This is a genomic window from Saccharothrix australiensis (genome assembly GCF_003634935.1).
Classification (GTDB): domain Bacteria; phylum Actinomycetota; class Actinomycetes; order Mycobacteriales; family Pseudonocardiaceae; genus Actinosynnema; species Actinosynnema australiense.
In genome coordinates this window covers 1195443-1209019 of the sequence record NZ_RBXO01000001.1, presented here as the reverse complement: position 1 = coordinate 1209019, position 13577 = coordinate 1195443, and the positions used below count along the sequence as shown (strand labels likewise).

Genomic DNA, 13577 nt, shown 5'->3' with positions numbered 1-13577 from the left:
CTGGGTACCAGCGTGACCGGCTCGCTTATAACCATCGTGAGAGTCGGCTGAGAGCAGGCTGAGAATTCCGTTCCGCGCGAGATTCACCCGATCCGCCGCGTCCGGCGTTAACCTCACGCTGTGGATGCCCCGCTGCGCGAGTACGTGGAGCGCTACCAGCCCGAGGACGCGGTGACGGCGGCGGCGCGGGCGCGGGGCGTCGGGTTGGGGTGCGCGTCGGTCGGCGCGGCCGGCGGCGCGGTCCTGCGGTTCCTGGCGACCGCGTTGCGGGCGAAGGCCGTGGTGGAGGTCGGCACGGGCGCGGGCGTCGGCTCGCTGTACCTGCTCGGCGGCATGCCCCCGGCCGGGGTGCTGACCTCGATCGACGCCGAGCCGGAGCACCAGCGGGTGGCACGGGTGGCGTTCGCCGAGGCGGGCGTCGCGGTGTCGCGGACCCGGCTGATCACGGGCCGTGCGCCGGACGTGCTGCCGAGGCTGACCGACGGGGCGTACGACCTGGTGTTCGTGGGCGCGGTCGGCGCCGGGGACGCGCGGTACCTCCAGGAGGGCGTGCGACTGCTGCGGCCGGGCGGGGTGATCGCGTTCGACGGCGTCCTGCGGGACGGCCGGGTCGCCGACCCGGCGCACCGCGACCCGGACACGGTGGCGGCGCGCGACGTGGCGCGGGCGGTGCGCGAGGACGACCGGCTGGTGCCGGTGCTCCTGCCGCTGGGTGACGGGCTGCTGGTGGCGGCGAAGTCGCCTTAACGGCGGGAGGCGCGCGTGTGGCGCGCCGAGGAGCGGGAGGGGGCCCTCCCCGGTGGCGGCGGAGGGCCGCCACCGGTGGCCTAGGTGGCCGCGGCGGTGCCCCTGGCCGCGCCGAACCGCTGCCGGTAGGCGCTCGGGGTCAGGCCGGTCCGCCTGCGCAGCCGCGCCCGCAGGGTGGACGCCGAGCCGAGGCCGGCGGTGCGGGCGACCACGTCCAGGCGGGTCTCGCCCCGTTCGAGGAGCGAGCAGGCCAGGTCGACCCGTTCGGCGGTCAGCCAGGCGAGCGGCGTGGTGCCGAGTTCCCGCTGGAAGCGGCGGTGCAGGGTGGCCGGGCTCAGCGCGGCCCGCGCGGCGAGGTCGGCCACCGTGAGCGGGTCGGCCAGGCGTTCGCGCGCCCACGCCAGCACCGGGGCCAGCGAGGTGTCCGGCACCGCGGGCACCGGCCGCTTCACGAACTGCCGCTGGTCGCCGTCGCGGTGCGCGGCGAACACCAGGCGGCGGGACACCGCGTTCGCGACCTCCGCGCCGTGGTCGCCCCGGATCAGGTGCAGGCCCAGGTCGAGCGCGGCGGCGCTGCCCGCTGCGGTGTGGATGTCGCCGTCGGTCACGTAGAGCGCGTCGGGGACGAGGTCGACGTCCGGGAACAGCTCCCGGAACAGGTCGGCCCACTGCCAGTGGGTGGTGGCGCGGCGACCGCCGAGCAGCCCGGCGTGCGCCAGGGTGAACGCGCCGGTGCAGAAGGACACCAGCCGCGCGCCGCGGGCGTGCGCCCGGCGGACGGCGGCCAGCAGGTCCTCGGGCGGGCGGACCCACGAGTCGGGGCGGTTGGACACGATCACCGTGTCGGCGTCGTCCACCGCCGACAGGTCGGGCACGCCGGACAGCGTGCAGAAGCCGTGGTTTAGGGTCACCGGGCCGCGCGCGCAGAGCGTGAACGAGTACCACGGCCGGTCGCCCAGCTCGGGCCGGCGCAGGCCGAACAGCTCGGTGGCCACGCCCAGTTCGAACGGGTTCGAGCCGGTGTCGACGATCATCACGACCCGGTGCGAGGAATCACGCGGCATGTGCGATTCCTAGCACTCACGCCGGCGCGCGGACAGCGCCCAGGATGATCGACATGGAACCGGTGAACATCGGCCAGGCGCTGGCCAGTTTCGACGCGCTGTGGAGCCCCCGCATCCTGACGACCGTCAACGACTACGACGTCCGCGTGGCGAAGGTCCGGGGCGAGCACCTGTGGCACTCGCACGCCGACACCGACGAGTTCTTCCTGGTGGTCGACGGCGAGCTGGACATCGCGCTGCGGGACCGCACCGTCCACCTCGGCCAGGGCGACACCTTCGTGGTGCCGCGCGGCGTCGAGCACAAGCCCTCCTCCGAGCGCGGCGCGCACATCCTGATGTTCGAGCCGTCCGGCACGTCGACGGTCGGCGACCACCACGAGGAGGTCCCCGACCACGTCGACGCGACCACCGGTCACGCGCTCAGGCGGCCGTGACGCCCTTGCCCAGCACGGTGACGCCGCCCGCCGAGACCGTGTAGCGCCGCCGGTCCGTGGCCGGGTCGACGCCGATCAGCGCGCCGTCGGGCACGATCACGTTCTTGTCCAGGATCGCGCGCCGCACCACCGCGCCGCGCCCGATGCGCACGCCCGGCAGCAGCACGCTCCCCTGCACGACGGACCCGGTCTCCACGACCACGTCGGAAGAGACGACGGAGCCGTGGACGGTCCCGGAGATGATCGAGCCGGGGCCGACCATCGAGTCCTCGGCGCTGCCGCCCGCGATGAACTTCGCGGGCGGCAGCGGCGGGGTGGCGGTGCGGATCGGCCACGCCTGGTTGTAGAGGTTGAACACCGGGCGCACGGACACCAGGTCCATGTGCGCCTCGTAGTAGGCGTCGATGGTCCCCACGTCGCGCCAGTAGCCGCGGTCGCGGTCCGTCTCGCCCGGCACGGCGTTGTCCGCGAAGTCGTACACGTGCGCCTGGCCCCGGTCGACCATCATGGGGATGATGTCGCCGCCCATGTCGTGGTCGGAGTCGGGGTTGGCGGCGTCCGCGCGCAGCGCCTCCAGCAGGGCTTCCGCCGTGAACAGGTAGTTGCCCATCGACGCGAACGTGACCTCGGGGTCGCCCGGCACGTGCGGCGGGTCGGCGGGCTTCTCCAGGAACCGGGTGATCCGGCCGGACTCGTCGGAGTCGACGCACCCGAACGCCTTCGCCTCGGCGCGCGGCACGCGCATACCGGCCACGGTCACGCCGGCCCCGGACCGGACGTGCCGGTCGAGCATCTGGCCGGGGTCCATCCGGTAGACGTTGTCGGCCCCGAAAACGGCGATGTGGTCGGGCTGCTCGTCGTAGACGAGGTTCAGGCTCTGGTAGATCGCGTCGGCGCTGCCGGTGTACCAGCGCGGTCCCAGCCGCTGCTGGGCGGGCACCGGCGTCACGTACTGGCCGAGGACATTGGACAGCCGCCACGTCGTCGAGATGTGGCGGTCGAGTGAATGGGATTTGTACTGCGTCAGCACGCACAGCCGGACGAAACCGGCGTTGACGAGGTTGGACAGCACGAAGTCGACGAGCCGGTAGTTGCCGCCGAAGGGCACCGCGGGCTTTGCCCGGTCAGCGGTCAACGGCCACAACCGTTTACCTTCGCCACCAGCGAGGACAATTCCTAGTACATGCGGTTGCCCTTTCACGACAACGACCCTAACCGGGCGGGCACCGGCCCACCAACGGCGGAGGAACGCGGGCGGGGATTGTTCACCCGGTCGCCGGCGGCGGCGGGGTTACGGTGGGCGCTGTGCGAATTGGACTGCTGACACGGGAGTACCCGCCGGAGGTCTACGGCGGCGCCGGGGTGCACGTCGGCGCGCTGGTGCCGCGCCTGCGCGAGCTGGTCGAGGTGGACGTGCACGCCTTCGGCGGGCCGCGCCCGGACGCCGCCGCGTACCGGCCCGCGCCGGCGCTGGACGCGGTGAACCCGGCGCTGGGCGTGCTGTCGGCGGACCTGGAGATCGCGGCGGCGCTGGCCGGGGTCGACCTCGCGCACTCGCACACCTGGTACGCCAACCTGGCCGGGCACCTCGCCAAGCTGCTCCACGGCGTGCCGCACGTGGTCACGGCGCACTCGCTGGAGCCGCGCCGCCCGTGGAAGGCCGAGCAGCTCGGCGGCGGTTACCGGATCTCGACGTGGGCGGAGCGCACCGCCTACGAGGCGGCGGACGCCGTCATCGCGGTGAGCGAAGGCATGCGCGCCGACGTCCTGGACTGCTACCCCGCGCTGGACCCGGCCCGCGTGCACGTGGTGCGCAACGGGATCGACACCGCGGAGTACCGCCCGGTGACCGGGACCGACGCGCTGGAGCGGAACGGGATCGACCCGGCGCGGCCGATCGTGGCGTTCGTCGGGCGCGTCACGCGGCAGAAGGGGGTGGAGCACCTCGTCGCGGCGGCGCACCGGATCTCGCACGACGCGCAGGTCGTGCTGTGCGCGGGCGCGCCGGACACGCCGGAGATCGCCGCCGAGACGCGGGCCGCGGTGGCCCGGCTGTCCGCCGCGCGGCCGGGCGTGGTGTGGCTCCAGCGGATGCTGGCCCCGGAGGAGGTGCGGCAGGTCCTCAGCCACGCGGCGGTGTTCGTGTGCCCGTCGGTGTACGAGCCGCTGGGCATCGTGAACCTGGAGGCGATGGCGTGCGGCACCGCGGTCGTGGCGTCGGACGTCGGCGGCATCCCGGAGGTGGTGGACCACGGCCGGACGGGGCTGCTGGTGCACTACGACGAGGCGGACGTCGCGGCGTTCCGGACCGGCTTGGCGGACGCCGTGAACGAGGTGCTGGGCGACCCGGAGCGGGCGCGGGCGTTCGGCGCGGCCGGCCGGGAGCGCGCGGTGCGGGAGTTCTCGTGGGCGGCGGTGGCCGCCGAGACCGTGGACGTGTACCGGGGGGTGCTCGGGTCCTGATCACCCTTCCTGTCCAGCGTGTTGTGCGTCACACCCGTTCGTGGCAACCGGTAAGGGGGTGAACCGCCTTTAACCAGTAGGGGATCAACTACTGGGGGTCACATGCGGTGGGTTGCGTTCGCCGTGGTCGGGCTGCTGCTGGCCGGGTGCGGCACGGCTCCCGTGCGGACCAGCGCGCCGGAGCTGACCATCGGCGGTCGTCCCGTGGTGGACGCGCAGGGGTTGCAGATGCGCGCCGAGGCCGAACTGAGCTACACGCTCAACTTCGGGTACGTGGCCCGCGCCGGCAGCGAGGCGGTCAACTGCTGGTTCGCCCGCACCGGCGCGAAGAGCGAGGTCGACACCCGGCTGTGGTGCGGCCCGGTCCAGGTGCCGGGCACGGCCGCGGCCACCGACTGGGTGCCGGTGCCGCTGAAGGAGGTCGAGAGCGGGGCCGCCGGCGTGCGGCTGGAGGTGCAGCCGCCGCAGGTGCCCGAGCTGGGCAGCCGCAGCACGCCGGTCGGCAAGCTCGTCCGCACCGACGGGCGGGAGGCCGAGGCCGACCAGGGGGTCGGCGAGGCGGGTCCCGACTTCCTCGCCGTGCTGCCCGACGACGGGCGGGCGGTGGGCGAGGCGTCCGGGGTGATCCGGGACGACCAGCTCGCGGTGCGGATCACCGGGTTCGGGAGTCCGGAGTCGTGGGCCACGCCCAAGGGCGACCTGCGGGCCGAGCACGGCGTGCGGCTGCGGGTGCTGCGGCTGGCCGTGGAGCGGCTGACCGTCACGGACTCCGCGTTCGGGCAGACGCCCTGGGCCGGGTGGGAGCCCCAGCTCCCGGAACTGGCGTTGCAGGTGCCCGGACGGCGGCACCAGCTGCCCATCGACCGGCTGCCCGAGAACGGGTCGGTGTTCGTCGTCTACACGGTGCCCGACGGGGACGGCGGCGTCGCGGACCGCGCCGATGACGGTGGCCTCGGTGGCGAGCAGCTGGTGCTGACCACCGTGGGGGCGAAGTCGCTGGAGCAGCGGGTGGCGGTGCCGTCCGGGACGGCGCGGGCGGACGCGCCGGCGGTGCTGCGCCGGGACGGCGACACGGCCGTGTCCGTGACCCAGCGGGTGCGGCTCGGCGACCGCGACGGCTCGCTGGAGGTCCAGCGGGCCCGGCTCGGCAGGCAGCGGCCGGTGAGCGCGGACGGCCAGTACGCGCTGGCGACGGCGTCCGCGCCGGACAAGGGGCTGCTGGAGCTGCGCCTGCTGGGGAAGGACCTGCCGCAGGTGGCCGGTGCGCCGGTGATGAAGGACTTCGTGGCGGTGACGCTGCCGGACGGGTCGCGCGCCCCGCTGGTGGGTGCGCGGTACGGCGGTGACACCTTCCCGGTCGCGGTGGTGGTCGAGGTGCCGGGTGACGTGCGGTCGGTGAACGTCTCGGTGGTGCCGGGGAAGGTGACGTTGCCGGTGCTGGGCGAGGTGGAGCTGTCGGGCGGGGAACCGGTTGGCGTGCCGCTCGATTTCTGAGGGTTTCCAGGGGGTGGGGCGTTTTCCAGGGGCGGCGCGAAGGAGCGCCGGGGGAAGGGGTGTCAAAGCTCGAAAAGCGTCCTCGCCGGACGGGCCGGCCACCGAGGATGACCTCTGGGTGTGACCTCGGCGCGGCGCGGAACGGCGAAAAGCGGGCGTGGTGTGCGCTGGGCGCGTGGTCAGGTGGTGTAGTTGGCGGCGAAGTCGACCAGGGTCCGGGCGGCGAAACCGGAGGCGCCGGGGACCACTTCGGCGTAGTTCTTGTCCGCCCTCGCCGGGCCGGCGATGTCCAGGTGCGCCCACGGCAGGCCGCCGGTGAACTCGCGCAGGAACAGCGCCGCCGTGATGCCGCCGGGGCCCGGTGGGCACTGGCGGACGTCCGCGATGTCGCTCTTCACGTCGTCGGCCAGGTCCGCCGGCAGCGGCATCCGCCACCAGGACTCGCCCGTCCGCTCGCCGGCCTCGGCGAGGCGGGCCGCCAGGGTGTCGTCGCTCGCGAAGAGGCCGCCGGTCCGCAGGCCCAGGCTCACCTTCATCGCGCCGGTCAGGGTGGCCACGTCGACCAGGGCGTCGGGTGCCAGGTTCCGGACGGCGTAGGCCATCGCGTCGGCCAGGACCATGCGGCCCTCCGCGTCGGTGTTCGACACCTCGGTCGTCGTGCCGCCGTAGTGCCGCACCACGTCGCCGGGGCGGTAGGCGCTGCCGGAGACGTGGTTCTCCGCGCACGGCACCAGGCCGGTCACCCGGATCGGCAGGTTGCGCCGGGCGATGGTGGTCAGGGCCGCGATCACCGCCGCGCCGCCTGCCATGTCGGTGCGCATGAGGTGCATCCCCTCCGCCGGCTTGACCGAGATGCCGCCGGTGTCGAAGGTGATGCCCTTGCCGACCAGGACCAGGTGCGGGCCGCCGGTCGCGCCCTCCCACGTCAGGTGGATCAGGCGGGGCGGCCGGGCCGAGCCGCCGCCCACCGCCAGCACGCCGCCGAAGCCCTCGCGGGCCAGCCACTTCTCGTCGCGGACCGCCACCGCCAGGCCCGGCGCGCCCTTCGCCAGCCTGGTGGCGGTGGTCGCCAGCCACGCCGGGTCCTTCACGTTGGACGGCGTGTTCGCCAGGTCCCGCGTCAGGGCGGTCGCGGTGGCCAGGTCCACCGCCTCCCGCACGTCCTCCGGGGCCACCTCGCCGACCAGGCGCAGCGACTTGAGGCGCGCGGGCGCGGGTTCGGACGTCACCCGGTAGCGGTAGCCGCCCAGGACGAGGCCCAGCACGAACGACCGGACGTCGGCGTCCTCCGTCAGCCGGACGTCGAACGTCGTGCCGCCGCCGCGCTCCGCGCCCGCGTGCAACGCCCTGGCCAGGCCCGCGCCCGCCGTGCGCCAGTCGGCCGGCGCGCCGCCGCCGACGCCGAGCACCCAGTCGCGCCCCTGCTGCCGCGCCTCGCCCGCCTTGCCGGTGACCTGCGGGGTCACCTCGACGTCCGCCCCACCCGGCCCCAGCACCGGTGGCTCACCGGGCCTGGCCAGGACCACCCGCCCCACACCGCGTCGGAGGGTGTCGGCCGCCTCGACGGCGACCAGCGGGGTGGGGACGGTCAGCGGCACCGGTGCTCCTCGGGGGTCAGGACGAAGTGATGCCCCGGTTCCACTGTGGAAACCGGGGCCCGACGATTTCTCGCTCCGGCTGGGTCAGCCAGCGGCTGCCTTGAGGGCGTCGCCCAGGGCGTTGGCCTCGTCCGCCGACATCTCGACGACGAGTCGGCCCCCACCCTCGAGCGGAACGCGCATCACGATGCCACGCCCCTCCTTGGTGACCTCAAGGGGACCGTCGCCGGTCCGGGGCTTCATGGCCGCCATCGCGTGCTCCCTCCGTCAACATCTTCCCCGTCCGACCAGGGCCGGATACTCCGACCCATTCTCCCCTATGCGGACTCACCGGCGAAACCGAACCGATCTTTCCAACCGATCTGTGCCCGGCGGGCGATCTTCGCCGACGTGCGGTGGAGCGCCAGGATCGCCGTGCCCCAACGATTTCCGGCCGCCGCTTTCGCCGTCACCCGGTCGTTACCAATTCCTGCGCTGTGGCGTGTCGCGGGGTCGTCCTGACACACTCGGATCTCGTGCGGGCACGTTCGGCGCTCTTCGACGTCTACGGCGGCCACCTCCGCGAGCGGGGTGGCGCGGCGACCATCGCCGCCCTGGTCCGGCTGCTCGAACCGCTGGACTTCGCGCCGCCCGCGGTGCGCACCGCGGTGTCCCGGACGGTGCGTCAGGGCTGGTTGGAGCCGGTGCGGCTGGCGTCGGGCCCCGGTTACGCCATGACACCCCGCGCGGAACGGCGGCTGGACGAGGCCGCGGCCCGCATCTACCGGACCCGCCCGTCCACCTGGGACGGACGGTGGCACGTCGTGGTGCTCCAGGAGCTGCCCGCGCGGGAGTCCCGCGACCGGCTCGCCTCCTCGCTGCAACTGCTCGGTTACGGTCAGCTCGGCCCCGTGACGTGGATCGCACCGCGCCCCTCGCCCGAGCTGCCCGACGTGCTCGCCGGCGAGGGTGTGGTGGCCGGCACGTTCCGCGGCGAGCACGAGGGCTCGGCGGAGGCGCTGGCCGCCCGCGCGTGGGACCTCGACGCGCTGGGCGCGGACTACGCGCGGTTCGTCGCCGAGTGGGAGCCGGTGGTGTCCGCTGTGGACGGATCGTCGCCCGCCGAGGCGTTCGCCGCGTCACAGCGGTTCCTGCACGCCTGGCGGAAGTTCCTGTTCCGCGACCCCGGACTGCCCCGCGAGCTGCTGCCCGCGGACTGGCCGGGCCACGCGGCGGCGGAGTTCTTCGACCGGCACACCGCGCGGCTCGCGCCGGCGGCGCGCCGGTTCGTGGACGACAGCCTGGGCGGCGACTAGCCGACCGGATACCGACAGAGAGGTCCATCCCGTGTCCGAACTCCTCGTCGACGACGCCGACGGTGTGCGCACCCTCACCCTCAACCGGCCCGAGTCGTTCAACGCGTTCACGGTCGCGTTGAAGGAACGCCTGATCGAGGCGGTGCGGGAGACCGCGGCGGACGACGCCGTGCGCGCCGTGGTGATCACCGGCGCGGGGAAGGCGTTCTCCGCCGGGCAGGACCTCAAGGAGCACGTCGCGCTGCTGGAAGCGGGCGACCCGGCGCCGCTGCGCACCGTGGAGGAGCACTACAACCCGCTGATCAAGGCGGTCGTGGCGATGCCCAAGCCGGTCCTGGCGGCGGTCAACGGCACGGCGGCGGGCGCGGGCGCGTCCCTCGCCTACGCGTGCGACCTGCGGGTGGCGGCGGCGTCCGCGAAGTTCCTGATGGCCTTCGCCAACGTGGGCCTGACGGCCGACTCGGGCGCGTCGTGGACGCTGCCGCGGCTCATCGGGCACGGCCGGGCGATGCAGTTGATGCTGCTCGCCGAGCCGGTGGGCGCGGAGGAGGCGCTGCGCATCGGCATGGTCACCCAGGTGGTGCCCGACGGCGAGGCGCTGGCGCAGGCGCAGGCGCTGGCCCGCCGGCTCGCCGCGGGGCCGACCACGGCCTACGCCAAGATCAAGGAGGCGCTCGCGTTCTCCGGTGGGCTGGCCGCCGCGCTGGAGGTCGAGGCGCGCACCCAGGCCGAGGCGGGCGCCACCGCGGACCACCGGGAGGCGGTGGCCGCGTTCGTGGCGAAGCGGCCCGCCCGGTTCACCGGGCGCTGACGGGCTGCCCGGTCGCGCGGAAGCAGGCCGCGATGTGGTCGTCGACCATGCCGGTGGCCTGCATCAGCGCGTAGCAGGTGGTGGGGCCGAGGAAGGCGAACCCCCGCCGCTTCAGCTCCTTGGCCATCGCCCGCGACTCGGGGGTGATGGCGGGCACGTCGTCGACGGTCGCCGGCCGCTCGTGCCGCTCGGGCGCGAACGACCAGAGCAGGTCGTCCAGCGGCACGTCCAGCTCCGCCACGCGGCGGGCGTTGTTGATCGCCGCGTCGATCTTGGCCCGGTTGCGGACGATGCCCGCGTCGGCCATCAGCCGGTCGACGTCCTCCTGGCCGTACCCGGCCACGACGTCCGGCCGGAAGCCCGCGAAGGCGCGCCGGAAGTTCTCCCGCTTGCGCAGGATGGTGATCCAGGACAGGCCGGACTGGAAGGACTCCAGGCACATCCGCTCGAACATCTCGGCCTCGCCGTGCAGCTCCACGCCCCACTCGGTGTCGTGGTACTCGGCGTAGTCCGGCGTGCTGTCGCCCCAAGGGCAGCGGATCATCGGTCGTACTCCCGGACGAAATCGGCGAACCTGTGCAGTGACCAGCGCACGCCCGGCGCGAGCACCACGCCCAACGCCGGCGGCACGTCCTCGACCCAGACGAACGTGCTGCACGCCCCGCGCGGGACGACCCGGAACTCGGCGGTGCCGCGCACGAGCCGACCGGTGTGCCGGACGGCGCAGCGCAGCGGCGGCTCCCACGCGGTGACGCGCATCGTGTCGGTGAACCCGATCGGCCCGAGGCCGGTGAACGCGGCCAGCTCCGTGCCGACGCCGCGCCCGTCGCCGCGGGTCACCCGGACCCTGGTGGCGAGCACCCACTCGCCCTGGCGGGCCCAGTCGGTCGCGGCGGCCCAGGTCACCTCGGCCGGCGTGGCGACGTCGACGCGCAGCTCAAGCCGGGTCACGCGCCGACTCCAGCTCGGCGACCCTGGCCCGGAGCCGCTCGACCTCGGTCGCGAGCCGGTCCAGCGCCCAGTCGACCTCGGTCATCTTGTAGCCGCGGAACACCTGCTGGAACTTCAGGTCGCGCACGTCGGCCGCGGTCAGCTCGTCGGCGGGCAACCGGGTGGGCGACGCGCCGGGCGGCAGCGGCGCCAGTTCCTCACCGCGCCCGAAGACGAGCGAGGCCAGCAGGAACACCACGGCCGCCACGAGGACCATGACGACGAGGTAGATGAGCGCGGTGGTCACGGGACGATCGTGGCACACACCGCGCCCGCGGGCCGCAAGGAAGTCGCGGAAGCGCGCGGTCCGGCCCGATCAGCCGGCGGCGGACGCGACGCAGCGCCGCGCGACGACCAGCAGCCGGGCCAGGATCACCAGGGACACCAGGGACGCCAGGCCGACCGGCGGTGACATCAGCATCAGGGCCGCGTCCACGAGGACGGTGGCGATGATGATCGACAGGTTGCCGAGCAGGCACACGCCGACCGCGCCCACGGCCACTTGGCCCGCCAGCCGCGCCAGGGAGACCGCGCTCCACCCCTTCCTGGCCAGCAGCCGCCCGGTGAGCAGCGCGCACAGCCCCGCGCCCACCACGACCCAGGTGGTCGAGTCGTTGGCCCTGGCGATCAGGAGGTACCACTCCGGCGGCGCGCCGCCGCCGGAGGGCGCGGGCCACGAGCCGATCCAGAAGCTGCGGTTCACCTCCCACAGCACGCGGGCCAGCGGGACGACCAGGATGAGCGTCCAGAGGGTGCGCACGCCCTGCGCGAGGGCCAGCAGGCTCTGGTAGTCGCGGGCGATCCGGTTGACCGGGCCGAACTCGGCCACCGCCCGCCGCTGGGCGTCCTCGGCGGGCAGGCCGCCGCCCCGGTAGGCCGTCACCGCGTCGTCCAGGCTGTCCCGCGCCTCCGCGAGCAGGTCCGCCTTCACGTGCTCCGGACCGCGCAGCCTCCGGTCCAGGTCGGCCAGGTACTCGTCGATCACGCCCGCGTCGGCCACGGCCCGCCCCCCAGCACGCCCTCGATCGCGGCGGTGAACTCGCGCCACGCGGTCCGCTCGGCGGCCAGCGCGCGCCGGCCCGCCTTGGTGAGCCGGTAGGTGCGCCGCTGCCGACCGCCGACCGTGCTCCACTCGCTGGTCACCAGGCCGGCCGTCTCCAGCCTGCGCAGGGCCGGGTAGACGGTGCCGGTGGGCAGGTCCAGCGCGCCGCCGCTGCGCAGTTGCAGCGCCTCGATGATGGCGTAGCCGTGCAGCGGTCCGCCGTCGAGCGTGGCCAGCAGCAGCGCGTCGAGGTGACCTCGCAACGCGTCCGACTTCATGGGTAGCGAGTCTACGGTTCGGCGGTTCGGGTGGTATCGGGGAGATCCCCGATACAGACGTTGCCTGTCTACCTATGACTTGCCTACTTATGGATGCACTCGGACTCGTCCGGCTCCTGGCCTGTGGATCTTCGGGTGGGACCGGTTGAACAGGTGGGTGCACCTGGCCCTGATCCGGCTGGGGCGCTGACCGCCTACGCGTCCGCGTTCTGGATCATGGTGGCGAACGCGTTCCTCCAGCACCCCGTCGGCCACGAGGAGCGCGACGGCGTGCTGCGGCTGGTGGACTTCTCCGCGCTGACCGCGAACCCGCTGTTCGGCACGGCGTTCGCGCACGTCGTGCCGTGCTGGTCGCGACGCCCGGCTACTACCGGGGCCGCCGGCACGCCGAGCACCCCGTCGGCGGCGCGGCCGCGACACCGCGGCGGTGATCAGGCGAGCGCCCGCAGCACGCGCGCGGGCGGTCGGGTGCCGGCGATGCCCGCCACCATCTCCACCACGTGGCGGGTGCGCCGCACCTCGTGCGCGCGGAACACCTTCGCGCCCTGCCAGGCGGCGATGGAGGTGGCGGCGAGCGTGCCGTCCACGCGGTCGCCCACCCCCGCGCCCAGCGTCTCGCCGACGAAGTCCTTGTTGGACAGCGCCATGAGCACCGGCCAGCCGGTGGCGACGAGCTCGTCCAAGCGGCGCAACAGCTCCAGGCCGTGCCAGGTGTTCTTGCCGAAGTCGTGCGTCGGGTCGATCAGCACGCCGTCCCGCGGCACGCCGAGCGCCACCATCCGCTCCGCGCGCGCCACCAGCTCCGCCACCACGGCGGCCACGACGTCGTCGTACCGCACCCGGTGCGGGTCCGTGCGCGGCGGCAGGCCGCCGGTGTGCGAGCACACGATGCCGACCCCGAACTCGGCGGCGACCTCGGCGAGCGCCGGGTCCGCGCCCGCCCACGTGTCGTTGATCAGGTCCGCGCCCGCCGCGCACACGGCGCGCCCGACCTCGTGCCGCCACGTGTCGACGCTGATCACCAGCGACGGGTGGCGCTCCCGCACGGCCGCGACGAACGGCACGACCCGCCGCGCCTCCTCGGCCGCGTCCACCGGCTCGCCCTTCGACCCGGCCTTCACGCCGCCGATGTCGACGATGTCCGCGCCGTCGGCCACGGCCCGGTCGACGGCGGCCATCGCCGCGTCGTCGTCGAAGGTGGCACCCCGGTCGTAGAAGGAGTCCCGCGTCCGGTTGACGATCGCCATCACCAGAGCGCGATCGCCGGGCACGTCACGCTCGCCGAACCTCATGCGGTCATCGTGCCACGTCGAGCCACCGGGTGAGGCGCGTCACAGCGGCTTGTCACTCACGAGTAATCG

17 protein-coding genes and 1 pseudogene are annotated in these 13577 nt (G+C 74.1%); 7 read left to right on the top strand and 11 right to left on the bottom strand.

Annotation, left to right across the window (positions count from 1 at the left end):
• The first annotated feature begins 120 nt into the window (after window positions 1-120).
• Window positions 121-747 carry an O-methyltransferase gene (locus C8E97_RS05845; RefSeq protein WP_121002349.1) on the top strand — a complete coding sequence of 209 codons (627 nt, stop codon included), beginning with the start codon at window positions 121-123 and terminating at the stop codon, window positions 745-747.
• Window positions 748-827: 80 nt separating this feature from the next.
• Here the strand turns inward: C8E97_RS05845 and C8E97_RS05840 are convergent, their stop codons facing one another.
• A complete protein-coding gene (locus C8E97_RS05840; protein ID WP_121002347.1) occupies window positions 828-1811 on the bottom strand; it encodes a helix-turn-helix domain-containing protein in 984 nt (327 codons plus the stop codon).
• A gap of 44 nt (window positions 1812-1855) precedes the next feature.
• Here C8E97_RS05840 and C8E97_RS05835 point away from each other — a divergent pair, with 44 nt between their 5' ends.
• Window positions 1856-2245 carry a cupin domain-containing protein gene (locus C8E97_RS05835; RefSeq protein WP_211346922.1) on the top strand — a complete coding sequence of 130 codons (390 nt, stop codon included), beginning with the start codon at window positions 1856-1858 and terminating at the stop codon, window positions 2243-2245.
• Here the strand turns inward: C8E97_RS05835 and glgC are convergent.
• Window positions 2232-3446, bottom strand: a complete 1215-nt coding sequence (gene glgC, locus C8E97_RS05830) for a glucose-1-phosphate adenylyltransferase (protein ID WP_121002345.1) — start codon at window positions 3444-3446, stop codon at window positions 2232-2234. The genes C8E97_RS05835 and glgC overlap by 14 nt on opposite strands.
• A 104-nt stretch (window positions 3447-3550) precedes the next feature.
• Here glgC and glgA point away from each other — a divergent pair, with 104 nt between their 5' ends.
• Window positions 3551-4708 (top strand): glycogen synthase, encoded by a 1158-nt coding sequence (glgA, locus tag C8E97_RS05825; RefSeq protein WP_121002343.1) that lies wholly within the window; start codon window positions 3551-3553, stop codon window positions 4706-4708.
• Window positions 4709-4810: 102 nt separating this feature from the next.
• Complete coding sequence (locus tag C8E97_RS05820; protein ID WP_121002342.1) at window positions 4811-6202, top strand: hypothetical protein; 1392 nt, start codon at window positions 4811-4813, stop codon at window positions 6200-6202.
• A 179-nt stretch (window positions 6203-6381) separates the two neighbouring features.
• Here the strand turns inward: C8E97_RS05820 and C8E97_RS05815 are convergent, their stop codons facing one another.
• Window positions 6382-7800, bottom strand: a complete 1419-nt coding sequence (locus tag C8E97_RS05815; protein WP_121002340.1) for a leucyl aminopeptidase family protein — start codon at window positions 7798-7800, stop codon at window positions 6382-6384.
• Between the two features lie 84 nt (window positions 7801-7884).
• Window positions 7885-8052 carry a DUF3117 domain-containing protein gene (locus C8E97_RS05810; protein WP_012783412.1) on the bottom strand — a complete coding sequence of 56 codons (168 nt, stop codon included), beginning with the start codon at window positions 8050-8052 and terminating at the stop codon, window positions 7885-7887.
• Between the two features lie 263 nt (window positions 8053-8315).
• Between C8E97_RS05810 and C8E97_RS05805 the strand changes: the two genes are divergently transcribed.
• Entirely contained in the window at window positions 8316-9095 is a 780-nt protein-coding gene (locus C8E97_RS05805) for a PaaX family transcriptional regulator (RefSeq protein ID WP_121002338.1), read from the top strand.
• Between the two features lie 31 nt (window positions 9096-9126).
• Window positions 9127-9906, top strand: coding sequence for an enoyl-CoA hydratase-related protein (locus C8E97_RS05800; RefSeq protein WP_121002336.1), 780 nt, complete (start codon window positions 9127-9129; stop codon window positions 9904-9906).
• On the opposite strand, the gene C8E97_RS05795 is transcribed toward C8E97_RS05800, so the two are convergent.
• The 5 genes from C8E97_RS05795 to C8E97_RS05775 form a co-directional block, all read right to left on the bottom strand.
• Window positions 9893-10450, bottom strand: a complete 558-nt coding sequence (locus C8E97_RS05795) for a DNA-3-methyladenine glycosylase I (protein ID WP_121002334.1) — start codon at window positions 10448-10450, stop codon at window positions 9893-9895. The two genes, C8E97_RS05800 and C8E97_RS05795, sit on opposite strands and share 14 nt — an antisense overlap.
• Entirely contained in the window at window positions 10447-10857 is a 411-nt protein-coding gene (locus C8E97_RS05790; protein WP_121002332.1) for an SRPBCC family protein, read from the bottom strand. The genes C8E97_RS05795 and C8E97_RS05790 overlap by 4 nt, the downstream gene beginning before the upstream one ends.
• Complete coding sequence (locus C8E97_RS05785; RefSeq protein ID WP_121002330.1) at window positions 10844-11143, bottom strand: DivIVA domain-containing protein; 300 nt, start codon at window positions 11141-11143, stop codon at window positions 10844-10846. Before C8E97_RS05785 ends, C8E97_RS05790 begins: the two co-directional genes overlap by 14 nt.
• A gap of 69 nt (window positions 11144-11212) precedes the next feature.
• On the bottom strand, window positions 11213-11896 hold the full coding sequence (locus C8E97_RS05780) for a permease prefix domain 1-containing protein (protein WP_121002328.1): 684 nt from the start codon (window positions 11894-11896) through the stop codon (window positions 11213-11215).
• Window positions 11878-12216: a helix-turn-helix transcriptional regulator gene (locus tag C8E97_RS05775; RefSeq protein ID WP_121002326.1), complete on the bottom strand. Its 339-nt coding sequence runs from the start codon at window positions 12214-12216 to the stop codon at window positions 11878-11880. Before C8E97_RS05775 ends, C8E97_RS05780 begins: the two co-directional genes overlap by 19 nt.
• A 93-nt stretch (window positions 12217-12309) precedes the next feature.
• Between C8E97_RS05775 and C8E97_RS36665 the strand changes: the two are divergent.
• A pseudogene (locus tag C8E97_RS36665) lies at window positions 12310-12498 on the top strand (cytochrome ubiquinol oxidase subunit I); the annotation flags it as partial.
• Here the strand turns inward: C8E97_RS36665 and C8E97_RS36660 are convergent.
• Together C8E97_RS36660 and folP are read right to left on the bottom strand one after the other, a co-directional pair.
• Window positions 12411-12602, bottom strand: a complete 192-nt coding sequence (locus C8E97_RS36660) for a hypothetical protein (RefSeq protein WP_342776187.1) — start codon at window positions 12600-12602, stop codon at window positions 12411-12413. The pseudogene C8E97_RS36665 and the gene C8E97_RS36660 overlap by 88 nt on opposite strands.
• A 45-nt stretch (window positions 12603-12647) precedes the next feature.
• On the bottom strand, window positions 12648-13508 hold the full coding sequence (gene folP, locus C8E97_RS05765) for a dihydropteroate synthase (protein ID WP_121002324.1): 861 nt from the start codon (window positions 13506-13508) through the stop codon (window positions 12648-12650).
• Window positions 13509-13577 lie beyond the last annotated feature (69 nt).

What these genes read in the sequence shown, in the direction of transcription:
- C8E97_RS05840 (WP_121002347.1), bottom strand. Translation starts at nt 1,811, where the DNA reads ATGCCGCGTGATTCCTCGCACCGGGTCGTGATGATCGTCGACACCGGC.
- C8E97_RS05835 (WP_211346922.1), top strand. Translation starts at nt 1,856, where the DNA reads ATGATCGACATGGAACCGGTGAACATCGGCCAGGCGCTGGCCAGTTTC.
- C8E97_RS05820 (WP_121002342.1), top strand. Translation starts at nt 4,811, where the DNA reads ATGCGGTGGGTTGCGTTCGCCGTGGTCGGGCTGCTGCTGGCCGGGTGC.
- C8E97_RS05810 (WP_012783412.1), bottom strand. Translation starts at nt 8,052, where the DNA reads ATGGCGGCCATGAAGCCCCGGACCGGCGACGGTCCCCTTGAGGTCACC.
- C8E97_RS05795 (WP_121002334.1), bottom strand. Translation starts at nt 10,450, where the DNA reads ATGATCCGCTGCCCTTGGGGCGACAGCACGCCGGACTACGCCGAGTAC.
- C8E97_RS05775 (WP_121002326.1), bottom strand. Translation starts at nt 12,216, where the DNA reads ATGAAGTCGGACGCGTTGCGAGGTCACCTCGACGCGCTGCTGCTGGCC.
- folP (WP_121002324.1), bottom strand. Translation starts at nt 13,508, where the DNA reads ATGAGGTTCGGCGAGCGTGACGTGCCCGGCGATCGCGCTCTGGTGATG.